This is a genomic window from Plantibacter flavus (assembly GCF_002024505.1).
In the GTDB taxonomy this organism is placed as follows: domain Bacteria; phylum Actinomycetota; class Actinomycetes; order Actinomycetales; family Microbacteriaceae; genus Plantibacter; species Plantibacter flavus_A.
Map to the genome: position 1 here is coordinate 3,387,920 of NZ_CP019402.1, position 16,468 is coordinate 3,404,387.

General features: G+C 71.9%; 12 protein-coding genes and 1 pseudogene. 6 read left to right on the plus strand and 7 right to left on the minus strand.

Annotated elements, in window-relative coordinates:
• The 3 genes from BWO91_RS15525 to BWO91_RS15535 all read right to left on the minus strand — a co-directional run bounded on the left by BWO91_RS15525 (nucleotide 1) and on the right by BWO91_RS15535 (nucleotide 3,826).
• Entirely contained in the window at nucleotides 1-1,311 is a 1,311-nt protein-coding gene (locus BWO91_RS15525; protein WP_071258843.1) for an extracellular solute-binding protein, read from the minus strand.
• 50 nt (nucleotides 1,312-1,361) lie between these two features.
• Nucleotides 1,362-2,552, minus strand: a complete 1,191-nt coding sequence (locus tag BWO91_RS15530; RefSeq protein ID WP_153303514.1) for a Gfo/Idh/MocA family protein — start codon at nucleotides 2,550-2,552, stop codon at nucleotides 1,362-1,364.
• Between the two features lie 227 nt (nucleotides 2,553-2,779).
• On the minus strand, nucleotides 2,780-3,826 hold the full coding sequence (locus BWO91_RS15535) for a LacI family DNA-binding transcriptional regulator (protein ID WP_205847538.1): 1,047 nt from the start codon (nucleotides 3,824-3,826) through the stop codon (nucleotides 2,780-2,782).
• Nucleotides 3,827-4,013: 187 nt separating this feature from the next.
• On the opposite strand from BWO91_RS15535, the gene xylA reads away from it, so the two are divergent.
• From xylA to BWO91_RS15550, 3 genes and pseudogenes are all read left to right on the plus strand, one after another.
• Nucleotides 4,014-5,204, plus strand: coding sequence for a xylose isomerase (xylA, locus tag BWO91_RS15540; RefSeq protein ID WP_064295008.1), 1,191 nt, complete (start codon nucleotides 4,014-4,016; stop codon nucleotides 5,202-5,204).
• 130 nt (nucleotides 5,205-5,334) lie between these two features.
• Nucleotides 5,335-6,762, plus strand: coding sequence for a xylulokinase (xylB, locus tag BWO91_RS15545; protein ID WP_079003220.1), 1,428 nt, complete (start codon nucleotides 5,335-5,337; stop codon nucleotides 6,760-6,762).
• Nucleotides 6,763-6,895: 133 nt separating this feature from the next.
• Nucleotides 6,896-7,938 (plus strand): annotated as a pseudogene (locus tag BWO91_RS15550) (NADPH:quinone reductase).
• 25 nt (nucleotides 7,939-7,963) lie between these two features.
• Here the strand turns inward: BWO91_RS15550 and BWO91_RS15555 are convergent.
• From BWO91_RS15555 to BWO91_RS15570, 4 genes are read right to left on the minus strand one after another with little or no spacing between them, the layout of a single operon-like run.
• Nucleotides 7,964-9,076 (minus strand): glycerate kinase, encoded by a 1,113-nt coding sequence (locus BWO91_RS15555; RefSeq protein ID WP_079003221.1) that lies wholly within the window; start codon nucleotides 9,074-9,076, stop codon nucleotides 7,964-7,966.
• A 4-nt stretch (nucleotides 9,077-9,080) separates the two neighbouring features.
• Complete coding sequence (locus tag BWO91_RS15560) at nucleotides 9,081-10,133, minus strand: M24 family metallopeptidase (protein WP_079003222.1); 1,053 nt, start codon at nucleotides 10,131-10,133, stop codon at nucleotides 9,081-9,083.
• A complete protein-coding gene (locus BWO91_RS15565; RefSeq protein ID WP_079003223.1) occupies nucleotides 10,130-11,290 on the minus strand; it encodes a Gfo/Idh/MocA family protein in 1,161 nt (386 codons plus the stop codon). The genes BWO91_RS15560 and BWO91_RS15565 overlap by 4 nt, the downstream gene beginning before the upstream one ends.
• Nucleotides 11,287-13,317 carry a DUF6807 family protein gene (locus BWO91_RS15570; protein WP_079003224.1) on the minus strand — a complete coding sequence of 677 codons (2,031 nt, stop codon included), beginning with the start codon at nucleotides 13,315-13,317 and terminating at the stop codon, nucleotides 11,287-11,289. The genes BWO91_RS15565 and BWO91_RS15570 overlap by 4 nt, the downstream gene beginning before the upstream one ends.
• Nucleotides 13,318-13,443: 126 nt before the next feature.
• On the opposite strand from BWO91_RS15570, the gene BWO91_RS15575 reads away from it, so the two are divergent.
• From BWO91_RS15575 to BWO91_RS15585, 3 genes are read left to right on the plus strand one after another with little or no spacing between them, the layout of a single operon-like run.
• Nucleotides 13,444-14,412: an NAD-dependent epimerase/dehydratase family protein gene (locus BWO91_RS15575; protein WP_079003225.1), complete on the plus strand. Its 969-nt coding sequence runs from the start codon at nucleotides 13,444-13,446 to the stop codon at nucleotides 14,410-14,412.
• A 14-nt stretch (nucleotides 14,413-14,426) separates the two neighbouring features.
• The gene (locus tag BWO91_RS15580; RefSeq protein WP_079003226.1) at nucleotides 14,427-15,368 is read left to right on the plus strand and encodes a 5-dehydro-4-deoxyglucarate dehydratase; all 942 of its coding nucleotides are present in this window, start codon (nucleotides 14,427-14,429) and stop codon (nucleotides 15,366-15,368) included.
• A 2-nt stretch (nucleotides 15,369-15,370) separates the two neighbouring features.
• Nucleotides 15,371-16,465 (plus strand): mandelate racemase/muconate lactonizing enzyme family protein, encoded by a 1,095-nt coding sequence (locus BWO91_RS15585; protein WP_079003227.1) that lies wholly within the window; start codon nucleotides 15,371-15,373, stop codon nucleotides 16,463-16,465.
• Nucleotides 16,466-16,468 lie beyond the last annotated feature (3 nt).

Here is a 16,468-nt window from a genome sequence, read left to right on the forward strand (position 1 = left end):
TCACTGTCCGATCGTCTTGTTCATGTTGTCGGAGAACTCCTGCGGGGTGATCTGCAGGTTGAACAGCTGGTCGAGGTTCGTCAGCAGCGCGGTCGCCTGTGCCGGCGGGAGCGCCTGGTCCCACGACATCTGGAAGTTCTTGGCGTTCTTCGTCAGGTCGTAGACGGTCGTGCCGAAGTCGCCGCCGGCGTCCGCGATCTCGGAGTCGATGTCGGTGATGGGAGGCACCTGGCCGGCCTTCACCATGCGGTCGATGTAGCCCTTGTCGAACACACCCTCGGTGAGGTACTTCAGCGCGCTGGCCTTCTGCTCCTTCGTCGCCGAGGCGGAGATGGAGAAGTACCCGGACGGGTTGCCGACGATGTTCGACGGGTCGCCCTTGCCACCGGTGACGGCGGGGAAGGTCGTGTAACCGAGACCCTTCTCGGCGAACTCGGCCGCCTGCTGCTTGAAGGTCGTCATGACCCAGGCGCCCTGGAGCATCATCGCGGCCTTGCCCGTGTAGAGCAGGGCCACGTCGGCGTTGCTGTCGGCGGTGACCGAGGCGTAGCCGTCGACGAACGCGCCGGCCTTCACGAGCTCCTGGATCTTCTCGTTCGCCTCGATGATGCCGGGGTCGCTCCACGCGTCGGCCTCGCCGGCCATGATCTTGTTGAAGGCCTCGGGTCCGGCGACGCGGTCGACGAGGTACTCCTCCCACATGAGCGACGGCCACTTGGAGGCACCGGCGAGCGAGAACGGGGCCACGCCTGCGGCCTTGAGCTTGGGGATGGCGTCGACGATCTCGTCGAAGTTCGTCGGGACCTCGACCCCGGCGGCCTTCAGGACGTCCTTGTTGTAGTAGAACATGATCGGCGTGGTGGCGTTCATCGGCACCGCGTAGACCTTGTCGTCGATGACACCCTGGTTCCAGACGGACTCGAGGAACTTGCCCTTCGCGTCCGCGGTCTCCGAGGTGATGTCGGCGACCTTGCCGGCGTCCACATAGGAGTTCAGGGTGCCGCCCGCCCAGCTGTAGATGATGGTCGGGGCGCTGCCCGCGCCGACGGCCGTACGGATCTTGGTCTTGTAAGCGTCGTTCTGGAAGTAGGTCGCGGCGACCTGGCCGTCGGCGTTGGCGGCGTTCCACTCCTTGAGCGACGGGCCGAGGACGGTGTCCTCGTCGGTGCCGGTGAGGCCCCAGAGGGTGGCACTGCCGCTCGGGGCGCCGCCGCCGCTGGAGCAGGCGGTCGCGCCGAGCATGAGGGCCGAGACGCCGAGGGCGACTGCGGCCAGTCGGGTCCGGCGGCGGGATGAAGTACGAAGCGTCATTGCGTTCTCTCCTTGGTGGGTGCTGCTGCTGATGGTGCGATGTGGTCGGGTCAGTCGGTGGGTGTCCAGGCGCTGCCGTTCGCCGCACTCGACTCGACGGCACGCAGGACCCGCTGGACCTGCAGCCCGTCGGCGAAGGACGGCTCGGGATCGGTGCCGGCGGTGATGGCCTGGACGAGGTCGCGCACCTGGTGCGAGAACGGGTGCTCGTAGCCGATGCCGTGGCCGGTCGGCCACCAGGCGGCCATGTACGGGTGCTCCGGCTCGGTGACGACGATGCGCGTGAAGCCCTGCTTGCCGGCAGGAGCGGTGGCGTCGTACACCTCCAGCTCGTTCATCCGCTCGAGGTCGAAGGCGATGGCTCCGCGGGAGCCGCTCAGCTCGATGCGGAGCGCGTTCTTCCGGCCGGTCGCGTAGCGGGTGGCCTCGAAGGCACCGATCGCGCCGTCCGCGAGTCCGCCCGTGAGCTTCGCGGTGAACCAGGCGGCGTCGTCGACGGTGACCGCGCCGCGTTCCTCCGAGGCGGTCCCGCTCAGGCCGACGGTCTCACCGAGGAGCGGTCGCTCGGTGACGAAGGTGGCGAGCGTCCCGCTGACGGTGTCGAGTCGGGCGCCGGTCAGGTGCTGCACGAGGTCGATGGCGTGCGCGCCGATGTCACCGAGCGAGCCGGAGCCGGCCTGATCCTTGTCGAGGCGCCACGTCATCGGGCCCTCCGCGTCGCTCAGCCAGTCCTGGAGGTAGAGCGCGCGGATCTGGCGGACGTCGCCGAGCGCGCCCTCCGCGATGAGCTGGCGGGCGTAGCCGATGGCGGGCACACGACGGTAGCTGAAGCCGACCATGGAGCGGACGCCGCGGGCCCTCGCCGCCTCGGCCGCGGCGACCATCAGCTCCGCCTCCTCGACACTGTTGGCGAGCGGCTTCTCGCAGAGGACGTGCTTGCCGGCTTCGAGGGCGGCGATCGCGATCTCGACGTGCGACGAGCCGGGCGTGCAGACGTCGACGATGTCGATGGACGGGTCGGCGATGACGCTCCGCCAGTCGGTCGAGGCCGACTCCCAGCCGAACTTCACGCGGGCCGCTTCGAGTGCTTCGGCGTTGCGGCCGACGATCGTCGCCATGACCGGTTCCGCGTGGAGGTCGAAGAAGCGCGGTGCGGTGCGCCAGGCCTGCGAGTGTGCGGCTCCCATGAAGCCGTATCCGATCATCGCGACCCGGAGTTCCGGCCGTCCGCTTCCCGCCATGTGCAACGCTCCCGAGCTGCTCGCGCAGCTGCGGCCCCGGGGTTCCGGATCGCTTCGCTGCGGTGCCCTGAAGCTAGCCCCGCCGCCTGTTCCCCCGCAACTTCCCTATCCCGCATTGGAAACTTTTCGCACCCATCACCAGCCCGTCCACCCCCACCCTTACCCGCGAACTGTCACTCCGGCACAGTCCCGGCCGCCGGGACGAGCGGCGAGTGACAGTTCGCGGGCTAGGGGGTGGGCGGGGCAGCGGTCGAACCCCGGACGACGAGGGAGGTGGCGAGGTCGAGGCGGATGTTGTCGACCGTCTCGGACCGGAGCTTCAGTACCAGGCGGGTGGCCTCCTCGGCCATCTCGATGAGCGGCTGCCGGATGGTCGTGAGGGCTGGACCGACCCACTTGGCCGGCGGGACGTCGTCGTACCCGACGACCGACAGCTGCTCCGGGATCGAGATCCCGAGCGAGCGCGCCGCCTCGTAGACACCGAACGCCTGCATGTCGTTGCCGGCGAAGATCGCGGTCGGCCGGTCCTCGAGCTGCAGCAGTTCGAGCGCAAGGACGCGCCCCGCCTCCGGGATGAACTCACCGCGGCGCAGGATCGTCTCGTCGAGCGGGATCCCGGCCTCCTCGAGCGCGGACCGGTAGCCGGAGACCCGCGCCCGCGAGCACATGAGGTCCTGCGGGCCCGAGATCAAGCCGATCCTGCGGTGACCGAGCTCGATGAGGTGGCGCGTCGCGGCCATCCCACCGGACCAGTTCGTGGAGCCGATGGCGGCGACCTCCGGGCCCGGGTCCCCCGCCGGGTCGACCACGACGACCGGGATGTTGCGCGTGTGGAGCTGGCGCCGGTACGCCGGGTCGATGTCCGAGAACACGAGGATGACCCCGACGGGCTTCCGCGAGATGATGCTCTCGACCCAACCCTCGCCGGTCGAACGCCGAGCGCCCGTCTCGGTGAGGGTGACGCTCATGCCGTGCTGGCGCGCGACCTTCTCGACACCGCGGATGATCTCGAGCGACCACGAGCTGTCGATGTACTCGAAGACGAGCTCGATGAGCGAGCCCTGCTCGAGCTCGGCACCGCGGCGACTGTACCCGTGGCGGTCCAGCAGCCGTTCGACGATCTCCCGGGTGTCCGGCGACACCCCCGGCCGCCCGTTGAGCACCTTCGAGGCGGTCGACACCGACACGGAGGCCTCCCTGGCGATGCGCGACAGGGTCGCGCGCCCGCCACCGGCACCGGGTCCAGCGGTCTGCACCGCGAGGTCGTCGCTCATCCGAGTCCTCCGATCCCGCTCCGTCTGGCCGGGCGGCCGTCTCTCCAGCGAGAAGTTCTGCCCATGCTAACGAAATATTTCGCGACCTTCGACCGGTGACGCGAGGCCGACGATCTGCTACTCTCGGTTATAAGTTGTGGTTAACAACAAATCATCCACTCACCAACGACGTTGAAGGACTGCACGCATGAGCCTCACCCCCACCAAAGCCGATCGGTTCTCCTTCGGCCTCTGGACGATCGGCTACAACGGGACCGACCCGTTCGGCGGCCCCACCCGCCCCGACCTCGACGTGGTCGAGGCCGTCACCCGCCTGAACGACCTCGGCGCCTACGGCCTCACCTTCCACGACGACGACCTCTTCGCCTTCGGCTCGACCGACGCCGAACGCCAGAAGCAGATCGACCGCCTCAAGCAGGCCCTCGCCGACACCGGCGTCATCGTGCCGATGGTGACCACCAACCTGTTCAGCGCGCCCGTGTTCAAGGACGGCGGCTTCACCTCCAACGACCGCGCCGTCCGTCGCTTCGCCCTCCGCAAGGTGCTCCGCAACCTCGACCTCGCCGCCGAGCTCGGTGCCAAGACCTTCGTCATGTGGGGCGGCCGCGAGGGCGCCGAGTACGACTCCGCGAAGGACGTGCAGGCGGCCCTCGAGCGCTACCGCGAGGCCGTCAACTTCCTCGGCGACTACGTGACCGACAAGGGCTACGACATCCGCTTCGCGATCGAGCCGAAGCCCAACGAGCCCCGCGGCGACATCCTGCTCCCGACACTCGGCCACGCGATGGCGTTCATCGAGACCCTCGAGCGCCCGGAGCTCGTCGGCATCAACCCCGAGGTCGGCCACGAGCAGATGGCGGGCCTGAACTTCACGGCCGGTATCGCCCAGGCGCTCTATCAGGGCAAGCTCTACCACATCGACCTCAACGGCCAGCGGGGCATCAAGTACGACCAGGACCTCGTCTTCGGTCACGGCGACCTGCAGAACGCGTTCTCGCTCGTCGACCTCCTCGAGCACGGTGGCGTGAACGGCGGCCCCGCGTACGACGGCCCGCGTCACTTCGACTACAAGCCGAGCCGCACCGAGGACATCACCGGCGTGTGGGACTCCGCAGCCGCCAACATGCGCATGTACCTGCTGCTCAAGGAACGCGCCGAGGCGTTCCGCGCCGACCCCGAGGTGCAGGAGGCGCTGGCCGCCGCCCGCGTGCCCGAGCTGCGCGAGCCGACGCTCAACCCCGGCGAGACCGTCGAGCAGCTGCTCGCCGACCGCTCGTCGTACGAGGACTTCGACGCCGACGCCTACTTCGGCGGCAAGGGCTTCGGGTTCGTCCGCCTGCAGCAGCTGGCCGTCGACCACCTCATGGGCGCGCGCTGACCGACACCCGCGAACCTGGCGTTCCGTCTCCTGATCCGAGAGGATCGGGGGCGGAACGCCGTTCCGCGTTCCACCCCCACAGCAGACCCGGCGGTCACCCGACCGCCCACCACCGAGAACAGGGAGAGCGATGACGCTCGTCGCCGGCATCGATTCGTCCACCCAGAGCTGCAAGGTCGTCATCCGCGACGCCGAGACGGGAGCACTCGTCCGCGAAGGACGCGCGGCGCACCCCGCCGGCACCGAGGTCGACCCGGCCGCGTGGTGGCAGGCGCTGCAGGAGGCGGCCTCCGCCGCAGGCGGATTGGCAGATGTCGCCGCGGTGTCGGTCGCGGCCCAGCAGCACGGCATGGTCGCGCTCGACGTCGACGGACGCGTCATCCGTCCGGCACTCCTCTGGAACGACACCCGGAGCGCGCAGGCCGCGACGGACCTCATCACGGAGTTCGGCGCTGCGGAACTCGCCCAGCGGACCGGGTGCGTCCCCGTCGCCTCCTTCACGATCACGAAGCTGCGCTGGCTGCGCGACGCCGAACCCGCGAACGCCGCCGAGGTCGCCGCCGTCGCGCTCCCCCACGACTGGCTGAGCTGGCGTCTGCGCGGCTTCGGCCCAACCGACGAGAGCCCACTCGGCGCGGACCTCGCCGAACTGACGACCGACCGATCCGACGCCTCCGGCACCGGGTACTGGTCCCCCGCCGACGGCGAGTACGACCGCGAGCTGCTCATGGCAGCGCTCGGCCACGATGCGATCCTCCCGCGCGTGCTCGCGCCGGAGGAGTCGGCCGGGACCGGTGTCGACGGTGGCCTCATCGGGCCGGGCACCGTCATCGGGGCGGGCGCCGGTGACAACGCCGGAGCCGCCCTCGGGCTCGGGGCGACGGCCGGCGACGTCGTCGTGTCGATCGGGACGAGCGGGACGGTGTTCGCCGTGACGCCGGCCGTGGTCCGCGACAGCTCGGGCACCGTCGCCGGGTTCGCCTCGGCCGACGGCGCGTTCCTGCCGCTCATCGCGACGCTCAACGCCGCCCGGATCCTCGACGCGGTGGCCGCGCTACTCGGCGTCGACCACGCGGAACTCGGTCGACTCGCGCTCGAGGCCCCGGCCGGGGCGCGCGGTCTCGTGCTCCAGCCGTACTTCGAGGGTGAGCGCACCCCGAACCGGCCGGACGCCACGGCGACCCTCTTCGGCATGACCCTGGAGTCGACGACGCGGGAGGGGCTCGCCCGGGCGGCGATCGAGGGGCTGCTCTGCGGACTCGCCGACGGTCTCGACGCGGTGCTCGCGCAGGGTGTCACGGCGGAACGGGTCCTCCTCATCGGCGGAGCGGCGCAGAACCCGGCGGTGCAGGCGATCGCGCGCGAGGTCTTCGACGTGCCGGTCGTCGTGCCGGCACCCGGGGAGTACGTCGCCGACGGCGCAGCGGTGCAGGCGGCCTGGGCGCTCAGCGGGACCCGTCCGGTGTGGACTGCGGTGGGGGCCGGCGACGGTGCGGTTCAGGCGGTCGCCGCCGACGCGTCCGGGATCGCCCGGGAGCAGTACGCCGCCCGAGCCTGAGGCGGTTCCCGAGGCGACCTCCACCGGTCCCGGGGCCGACCTCCGCCGGTCACCGAGCCGACCCCCACCGGTCACTGAGCCTGTCGAAGTGCCACCACGGAATCTTCCGCGGGGCGGAGACGTTGGCGACGGTATGCGATCGATCGTCTACTCCACCAACGGTGACCCGTCCGTCCTCCACCTCGTCGAGCGCGAGCTCCCCGAGCCCGGCCCCGGCGAGGTCCGCGTCAAGCTCGCGTTCTCCGGGGTCAACCCGACCGACTGGAAGACCAGGCGCGGCGGCGGCCCCTCGGGTGGCATGCCCTTCCCCGAGGTCGTCCCGAACCTCGACGGTGCCGGCGTGATCGACGCGGTCGGCCCCGCTGCCGGCGACGCGGCGACCACGACCACCTTCGCCGTCGGCGACCGCGTCTGGGTGTACCTCGCTGCACACGAGAGCCCGCTGGGCACGGCCCAGGAGTTCACGGTCCAGCCCGCCTCCCGTGTGGTCCCCCTGCCCGACGCCGCGTCCTTCGAACTCGGCGCCAGCCTCGGTGTCCCCGCGATGACCGCGCACCGTGCACTCACCGTCGCGCAGGATGGCCCGACCCGCCTCGCCCCGGTGCCCTCGACGGCCGGACGGTCCTCGTCCAGGGTGGCGCCGGCGCCGTCGGCAACGCCGCGATCCAGCTCGCGCGCTGGGCGGGCGCGACGGTGATCAGCACCATCAGCAGCGACGAGAAGGCCCGCCTCGCGACCGCCGCGGGAGCGCACCACGTCGTGAACTACCGCGAGGGCGACACCGCCGCGGCGATCCGCGAGGTGGCGCCCGACGGCGTCGACCTCGTCGTGGAGGTCGCGATCGCGCAGAACCTCCCCCTCGACCAGGCGGTCCTCGCCCCGCGCGGCACGGTCGTCAGCTACGCGAACAACGGCGGTGACTCGATCACGCTCGACATCCGCCCGCACATGGGGCTCAACACGCGGCTCCAGTTCATGCTGCTCTACACGGTCGGCGACGCCGCACTCCACGCCGCCGCTGAGGACATCACCGCTGCGATCGAGGACGGCGCGCTCCACGTCGGCGAAGACCACGGTCTGGCGCTCACGGTGTTCCCGCTCGCCGAGACGGCTGCTGCCCACGCCGCCGTCGAGGACGACACGGTCGGGAAGGTCCTCATCGACGTCACCGCATGACGTGCGTCACCGCCGGGTGACGTGATCAGGGGCGGTACTGGGTGGCCAGTGCCGCCCCGGCCGCACGCAGGTGGACGAGCGGTTCGGCCATCGCCGCCTCGGCGCCGCCGGCCAGCTCCGTGAGCGAGGCCGCCGCGAGGAAGATCCCCTCCGTGGGCGCCTGGATCGCTCCGGCGACGAGCATGGTCCGGTCCGCCGCGAGCCCGGCGACCCAGGATGCGACCTTGCCGTCGGCCGTCTGGTCGTCGAAGCGGCCCTCGCCCGTGATCACGATCGACGCCGCGGCGGCCGCTTCCGTGAGGGCGATCGCCTCACCGACACCACCCGCGCCCGAGGTGGCGGTGGCTCCCCACACGAGGAGGCCGAAGCCCGCACCGCCCGCGGCACCGGCGCCGGGTTCGACCGCTGCCGCGTCAGCGAGGTCCTGGCCGAAGGCGTCCTGGGCTCGACGCGCGAACCGCGCGAGGTTCGCGTCGAGGACGGGGACGTCCGTGGCATCTGCCCCCTTCTGCGGTCCGAACACCGCTGCGGCACCGCGGTCGCCGAGCAGCGGGTTGGTCACGTCGCTGAGGATGACCGCACCGTCGGCCGGCAGCGCACGGAGGCCGGTGGTGTCGATCCGGTCCAGGGTCGCCAGCCCCGCATTGCCGTGCGCCGTCGAAGCGCCGTCGGCATCGATCAACCGGGCGCCCAGCGCGGACAGGAGTCCGGCTCCACCGTCCGTGCTGGAACTTCCGCCGATCGCGAGCAGCAGTCGTCGCGCACCGTGGTCGAGGGCGGCTGCGATGGCCTCGCCGAAGCCGACGGTGTGCGCTGCGAACGGCTGTAGGGGGTCGAGGAGGGTCAGCCCGCTCGTCTGCGCCAGTTCCACGACCGCGGAGCCGTCGGGCAACTCGAGCCATTCGGCGTCCACCGGGTCGCCGATCGGGCCGGTGACCGTGATCGGGTGCCGACGCGCTCCAGGCACGGCGGCCGCGAATGCGTCGAGCGTGCCCTCGCCGCCGTCGGCCATGGGAAGCGACTGCAGGAGGTCATCCGGCCGGACGGTCCGCCACCCGTCGGCGATCGCCTCGGCGACCTGCGCGGCGGTCGCCGTGCCCTTGAACGAGTCCGGTGCGATGACGATGTGCTGGGTCATGTCTTCAGCCTCCCATGGTGGACGGGATCTGGTGGGTCGAGGCCGAGCTCGTCGTCAGCACCTCGACACCGTCCGGCGTGACCACGACGGTGTCCTCGACCTTCACGCCGCGGGCGGTCGGGTTCCAGGCGAACGCCTGCCAGGGCTGGACGACGTCGCTCGCCTCAGGCGTGGCGCGCGGATCGCGTCCCGCGTAGCCGGCCGCACCGCCCTGATGGTGTTTCGTCCACTCCTCGACGTCGAAGCCCTGCTCGGCGTAAGCGGCACTCCCCGTCCGGAGGATGTCGGCGAGCGAGGCACCCGGCACGGTGGCGTCGAGATAGGCACGTTCGACGGCCCGGATGCGCTGCATGCCCGTGGCGAACGGCTCGGCCGGGGTGCCGCCCTCGTCGAACCACCGCGTGAGGTTCACGATGAGCCCGTCGCGGCGGCCGCAGGCGACGACCATGGCCCGGGAACCGAGTCGCCCCTCGGTCGGCAGCGGGTGCCGATGGGCGAGTCTGTCCTCCCCGGCGACGAGGAGGACGAGTGGGTCGATCCCGGCCGCGACGAGGCGCCCGGCGAGGTCCGCGGCGACCTCGCGTTCCGTCCAGTCAGGAGCGACCTCGTCGACGAGCGTCTCGAGCGCCGACGTCGTCGCTCGCCCGAGCGAACGGAACCGCGAGAGTTCGGCTGGGAGGAGCGACGCACGCGCCGCCCGAAGCTCGGCGGCGACGTCGGACTCCTGCAGCACCCCGTCCCCACTCGGCAGCACCGTGTCGATCGGCGTGTGCCACGGCACCGTCCGAACGCGGATGTCGGGCAGCTCCTCGGCCTGCAGCCGGTCCACCTCGTTGGAGGTCGCGACGAGCCACGCGTCGCCCGGCGAGACCACGACCGCGACGATCGGGTCGGCCGCGAGACTCACATGGACGCGCGAGCCGTCGAGGTACCAGCTGACCGCGGCGGCGGACCGCAGCACGATCGTGCCTGCTCCGCGGGCCTCCAGGAGCGACACGAGCCGGGCGTGCTTGCGCCGGCGGTCGTCCTCGTCCGGCCCGGGTCGCTCGTCGTTCATCGCCGGGCCCAATCGGCCCCGAGTTCGGCGAAGGTGCTGCCGGTGGCGGCCGCTTCGGCGACGAGCTCCTCGATTCTCGGGATCACCGGGCGGCGCTCGTCGCCCGTCCCGAGCCACTCGACGAGATCAGCGGGGATGGGGTGCGGCGCTGGGGCCGATCGGACCGCGTCGAGGACGGCGGTGAAGGCGGACGCGTCGGCCAGGGAGCTGACGAGTGCGGCGTCCTGACCCGCCCGGACCGCCTCGCGCGCGCGGAGGAGGTCGGGGAGCAGCTCGGTCCGGCCTGTGGTCCAGCGTCGCCGGGTGACGCCGTCGACGACCACCTCGACCTCGTCGCGCGTGTAGTGGAACCGGATCGAGCCGAGCTCCCCGTGCACCGTGACCACCGGGTCGGTCGTCGCCTGCGCGCACAGGGTGAGCGCCGCCGTCATGACCGGACCGCGCTGTGGGGTGATGCGGACGACCGAGGTGTCGTCGGCCTCGATGTCGTTGGCCCGGTACTGGTCGAGGTCGATGGTGGCGATCGCCGCGCGGTCGGTCGCACCGCCGAGCCGCAGCATGGTCTGGACCGCGTGAGCGAGGGGGTTGGTGACGACACCGTCCACGACGGGCACACCGTCGAGCGAGCGCCTGCCCGACCATGCGGCACGCGTCCAGTACCCGACGGTGCGGACCCAGGTGCCCCTCGCCTCGAGCGCTGTCACGGCCCCGATCTCCCCGCTGCCGACGATGACCGCGATCTCGCCGATCGCATGTGATCCGAGACTCTGGAACCCGACCTGCACGAGCCCGCCGGTCCGGGCGGCGGTGGCCTCCAACCGGTCGAGTTCGTCGTTCGAGGTCACCGGCGGCTTCTCGAGCAGGACGTCGGCGCCGTGCTCGAGCGCGGTGACGGCGAGATCCAGGTGCGTGTGGATCGGGGTCGAGAGGATGACCACGTCCACCCGCCCGGCGGCGAAGCACTCCTCGAGTGAACCGCGGAGCGGCGCGTCCCCGGTGGCGCGGTCCTCCTCGGTGAAGGTCCGGTCGACGAGGCCGACGAGGTGGATCGCGCCGGTCGCGGCGAGCGCCCTGGCTGCCGCCACGTGGCTGGCGCCATGGCCGTGGATCCCGACGACCACGACGGTCGGGGCGGTGGTGTGGTCGGTGCTGGTCATGCGTCACTCCCTGTGCTGCGCAGTTCGGTACTGCGCGGTTCGGTGCGGCGTTCCTCGGCGGTGAGGAGCGCGCGGTGGATGGCGTCCGCCTGCTCCGCGTCCAGGGCGCCGTCGACGACGACCGCCTCCAGACCGGTGACGAGCGGGGTGTCGGCGGTGATGGCGGTGCGGCTGGTGGCGGCGAGCGAGACCCCGACTCCCGGGTACTCGGCCGCACGGAGGAACCAGGGGAAGGCGTTCGCTGCGGGCTGCCGGAACAGGACGGTCGTGGGGCGTCGAGCCGGCGTCGGGGCGGACTCGGCCGCGTCACCCGTCTCCGGGTCGGCGCTCCCGTCGGCGTCGAGGACGAAGGCGACCCACGCCGCACGGGAGCCGTGCGCGGTCGACTCCCCTGGCCCCTCCGCGCTGAGGACGGACCGTCTGGCGTCCGCGGGCAGCCGCCAGAACCATCCGCCGTACCCGGCGCCCTCACGACCGTTCGTGGCCGGCGATCCGATCGTCACCGTCGATCCCGTCGTCTGCAGGACGCTGGAGACGGCGACGCGGAGCGCCGACCTCCCGCTCCCGACATCGGATCCGGGCAGGGCGAACGCCTCGACGACCGTGCTGCGCGACTCCCGCAGCTGCGTCGTCCCGTCGCGCCCGACCCAGTCGAGGGTCTGACGCAGCACACCGGCGTCCACCTCGGTCTCGGTGACGCGCTGGGCACCGTGGTTGTCGAGCATCGTCGACCCCTGCCCGGCGACGTAGGTGCGACCACCCCAGTACGAGACACCGTCGACGTCGGCGACGGCCATCGAGAGACCGACATGGTGGGGGTGGTCGTCGGGAGCGGACTCCGTGACGACGGTCCCGCCGAGCGAGGTGACGGGGTGCGCGAACGGTCGCGGGGCGTCGGTCGGTCCGAGGCCGCTGCCGTCGTGGAGGGCGAGGACCTCGCGGTCGCCGAGCCGGGCGGTCAGCTCCGGTGACGTGGGGTGCTGCTCGGTTCCGTGCCAGACCGGTGGACTCGCGGCCGGGCGCGCTGCGGTGCTCTCCCGGGCGACGAACCGCGGTCGGAAGACGAGCGGGTGTCCACCGTCCGCGCCGCCGATGGTGTCGCGCAGTCTGCTCCACGCCTCGGCACCGAGCTCGCGCCGCGGGACGGACACCGTGCTGAGCGCCGGCACCGCGAACGCCGCGAACGGGATGTCGTCGAAGCCGACCACACTGAGCGCCGAGGGGACGGACACACCGGCACCGCGGAGCGCCGAGACGAGCCCGAGTGCGACGAGGTCGTTGAAGGCGACGACGGCGGTCGCGTCGTGCTGCACCACCGTCTCGACGACCGCCGCGCCGTCCACCAGCGCAGAGCCGGCCGTCACGATGTCGACGGAAAGATCGCCGAGGTCCGAGCGGGCACGGGCGATACCGACCCGTCGGAGGCGATCGCCCTGGCTCGCGGCGGGCCCCGCGAGGTACAGGATGTGCCGGTGCCCGAGTGCGTGCAGCTCGGCGAGCACCTGCTCCATGCCGCTCGCGTAGTCGATGGACACCGATGGCACGGGCGAGTCGGCGAGCTCGCGGTTGACGAGCACGACCGGGTGCAGCTCCGCGAGGAGCGCTCGAAGCTCCGGCTCGGCCAGGCGGGGTGAGCAGAGGACGATCGCGTCGCAGCGACGACGGGCTTCGCGGGCCGCCGCCGCCTCGTCGGCCGGGTCCTCCTCGGTGTCGGTCACGAGGACGCGGTAGCCGTCGGCCGCCGCGGCCCGGGTGACCCCGCGCAGGATCTCCTGGAACATCGGGTTCTCGAGGTCGGGCACGACGACCCCGATGGTGTTCGTGCGGCCGAGCGACAGGCTTCGGGCCAGCATGCTCGGCCGATAACCGAGGGCGGCGACTGCGGCGAGGACGCGGTCGGCGATCGCCGCGTCGACGGTCGCCTTGCCGTTGAGCACGCGCGACACGGTGGCCTTCGAGACGCCCGCCTGCACGGCGACGTCCGAGATCGTCGGCGTCGGGCCAGCAGTGGGGAACCGGTTGCTCATACGTCCTCGTCCAACTCGTCACGGGTGGTGCCGTCGTCAATCATCCTATAGGCTCACCCCGAGAAACCGGTTTCTCGATCGGCCTGGTCGGCATGGTCGACCCGGATGTGGTCAGAGAGGACACCGATGCGCATCATCGTCACCGGCGGCGCAGGACGACTCGGGCGGAGCGTCGCGAGCGCCCTCGCCGAAGCAGGCCACGAGGTCGTCTCCGTCGATCGGACCGACCCCGGGCTCCCCGGCGTCGAGGGCCGGACCGCGGACCTCCTCGACCATGACGCCACCCATGAGCTCTTCGCCGCCCTGCGGCCCGACGCGGTCGTGCACCTGGCGGCGATCGCCGTGCCCTTCAGCGCGCCGGAGCACGTCATCCTGTCGACCAACCAGACGCTCGCCTTCACCGCCCTCACCGCGGGGATCGCCGCCGGAGCCACCCGGCTGCTGGCCGCGAGCAGCCCGACCGTCATCGGCTACGGCGCCCCGCACGGGTGGACGCCCGAGGCGCTCCCCATCACCGAGGAGCACCGGGTCGCCCCGTGGAACGCCTACGCGCTGTCGAAGGTCGCGATCGAGTCGACGGTCGCGATGCTCGCCCGAGCCCACGGCGACGCCGTCGTGACCGGCGCCTTCCGGCCGTGCTTCGTCGTCTCCCCGGAGGAGTGGGAGGGCGCACCGACGCAGCAGGGGCACACCATCGTCGACCGGCTCGCCGATCCCGCCCTCGCAGCCGTGTCCCTGTACAACTACGTGGACGCGCGCGACGCAGGTCGCTTCGTCGCCGCCTGGATCGATCGCGCGGAAGCCCGGCACTCCGGTGAGATCTACTTCGTCGGCGCCGACGACGCACTGGCCCTCGCGCCCCTGTCCACCCTGCTCCCCGCGCAGGTCCCGAGCACCGCCGGATTCGCCGACGGACTCGTCGACCGAGCCGCCGCCTTCAGCAGCGCGAAGGCCACCGCCCACCTCGGGTGGCGCCCGGAGCACGGCTGGCGATCGGTGCTCAGCCCCGCCGAGGCGGCCAGGCTCACCGATCTGCTCGCCGCCGACACCGGCCGGCCGGCCACCATTCCTGTTCCAGCCCCAGCCCCACGATGACGAGGACCTCCACCATGCCAGCACCGCTCGCCTTCGACGGCGTCCTGTACTTCCCGATCACCCCATTCGACGCCGCGGGCGAGGTCGACCTGGGGCTCCTCGGCACCCACCTCGAGTCGCGACTCGAACACCGCCCGGGAGGGGTGTTCCCCGCCTGCGGCACCGGCGAGCTGCACGCGATGTCGCCGTCGGAGGCCGCCCGCGTCGTCGGGCGGACCGTCGAGGTCGTCGACGGCGCCGTCCCGGTCATCGGTGGCGCCGGAGGAGGCGTGGCGACCGCGAAGGAACTCGCCGCGGCGGCCGAGGAGGCGGGAGCCGACGCGATCCTGCTCATGCCGCCGTACCTCGTCTCCGGGCCGGCGGCCGGACTGCAGGCGTACGTCGAGGACGTCCTCTCGGCGACGAGCCTCCCGGCGATCGTCTACCACCGGAACAACGCCCGGTACACGACGGCGACGATGCGCCACCTCGCGCGCAACCCGCAGGTCGTCGGCTTCAAGGACGGCGTCGGCGACGTCGCGGCCGCCCAGGACATCGTGCTGGCGGTGCACGAGGAGGGCCGCTCTGACTTCGCCTTCTTCAACGGCCTCCTCACCGCCGAGCTCACGCAGGCCGCCTACCGCGGCATCGGCATCCCGCTCTACTCCTCGGCCGTCTTCGCCATGCTGCCGGAGCTCGCGACGCTGTTCTACCGCGCGTACACCGAGCACGACGAGCCGCTCCGAGAACGCCTGCTGCGCGAGTTCTACCGTCCACTGGTGGCCCTCCGCGACGAGACCCCCGGCTTCGCCGTGTCGCTCATCAAGGCCGGCGTCCGGCTCGGCGGTCTGCCGGTCGGTTCCGTGCGATCGCCCTTCGTCGATCCGACCCCGGAGCAGACCGACCGCCTGGAGGCGCTGCTCGCGACCGGCGCCGACCTCGTCGCCGAGCACGCGACCCTCGCCGCAGGACGCTGACGATGCCGGGGATCGCCTCCATCACCACCTCGCTCGGCCGGTTCACCATGCCGCGCCCCTGGGTGCCCGAGGCGCCGTGGCTGCATCTCATCCGCGTGGACGTCGTCGACGACGAGGGGGCGACCGGCTCGGGCTTCACGTGGACACCGACGATCGGAGCGACGGCCGTCCGCGCGCTGCTCGACGACGACATCACGGCCGCCGCCCTCGGAGCGACGACCGACCCCGAAGCGCTCTGGCCCCGACTGTGGGCGCATCTGCACGAGGCCGGTGGTGGCGGGATCACCACGATCGCGATCGCCGGGCTCGACACCGCGCTCTGGGACCTCCGTGGGCGACGGGCCGGTCTCGGGCTCTCCGACCTCCTCGGCCGTCGACGCGACACGGTCCGGGCGTACGGCAGTGGCGTGAACCTCCACCTCGACGCCGCCTCGCTCGCCGCGCAGGTCGAGCGGTGGATCGCGGCGGGCTACGACGCCGTCAAGATCAAGGTCGGTAAGCCAGACCTCGCCGAGGACGTCGACCGTGTGACGATGGTGCGCGAACTGCTCGGACCGGACCGCCGGCTCATGATCGACGCGAACCAGCGCTGGGACGTCGACCGCGCGGTCTCGTCCCTGGAACGGCTCGGCGGCGTCGACCCGGCGTGGATCGAGGAGCCGCTGCGCTCCGACGACACCGCGGGGTACGAACGGCTGCGCCAGGCGACCGACATCCCGATCGCGCTGGGCGAGAACGTGCACACGATCCACCGGTTCCGCGACCTCGTCGACCGTGGCGTCGCCGACGTCCTGCAACCGAACGTCGTGCGCGTCGGCGGCATCACCCCCTTCCTCGCGATCGCCGCGCTCGTCGACGACGCCGGGCTGACGCTCGCCCCGCACCTGCTCCCCGACCTCTCCGGGCAGCTCGCCCTCGCCCTCCCGCAGGTCACCGAGGTCGAGGACGTCGAGGACGCGGGCTTCGTCGCGATCGGCGCCATCGACCCGCCCGGGCCGGTCACCATCGCGGAGGGCCTGGTGCAGGTCGAGCAGCGACCCGGCCTCGGATTCGTGATCCGCGACCGGATCGCCGAGAGCGCTCCCGTCGCGCACTGACCC

Bases quoted from the DNA above. Each gene is read 5' to 3' on its own strand.
- BWO91_RS15560 (WP_079003222.1), bottom strand. From the start codon at position 10,133: ATGAACGACGAGCGACCCGGGCCGGACGAGGACGACCGCCGGCGCAAG.
- BWO91_RS15525 (WP_071258843.1), bottom strand. From the start codon at position 1,311: ATGACGCTTCGTACTTCATCCCGCCGCCGGACCCGACTGGCCGCAGTC.
- BWO91_RS15565 (WP_079003223.1), bottom strand. From the start codon at position 11,290: ATGACCAGCACCGACCACACCACCGCCCCGACCGTCGTGGTCGTCGGG.
- BWO91_RS15530 (WP_153303514.1), bottom strand. From the start codon at position 2,552: ATGGCGGGAAGCGGACGGCCGGAACTCCGGGTCGCGATGATCGGATAC.
- BWO91_RS15580 (WP_079003226.1), top strand. From the start codon at position 14,427: ATGCCAGCACCGCTCGCCTTCGACGGCGTCCTGTACTTCCCGATCACC.
- xylB (WP_079003220.1), top strand. From the start codon at position 5,335: ATGACGCTCGTCGCCGGCATCGATTCGTCCACCCAGAGCTGCAAGGTC.
- BWO91_RS15570 (WP_079003224.1), bottom strand. From the start codon at position 13,317: ATGAGCAACCGGTTCCCCACTGCTGGCCCGACGCCGACGATCTCGGAC.
- BWO91_RS15535 (WP_205847538.1), bottom strand. From the start codon at position 3,826: ATGAGCGACGACCTCGCGGTGCAGACCGCTGGACCCGGTGCCGGTGGC.
- BWO91_RS15585 (WP_079003227.1), top strand. From the start codon at position 15,371: ATGCCGGGGATCGCCTCCATCACCACCTCGCTCGGCCGGTTCACCATG.
- BWO91_RS15555 (WP_079003221.1), bottom strand. From the start codon at position 9,076: ATGACCCAGCACATCGTCATCGCACCGGACTCGTTCAAGGGCACGGCG.
- xylA (WP_064295008.1), top strand. From the start codon at position 4,014: ATGAGCCTCACCCCCACCAAAGCCGATCGGTTCTCCTTCGGCCTCTGG.
- BWO91_RS15575 (WP_079003225.1), top strand. From the start codon at position 13,444: ATGCGCATCATCGTCACCGGCGGCGCAGGACGACTCGGGCGGAGCGTC.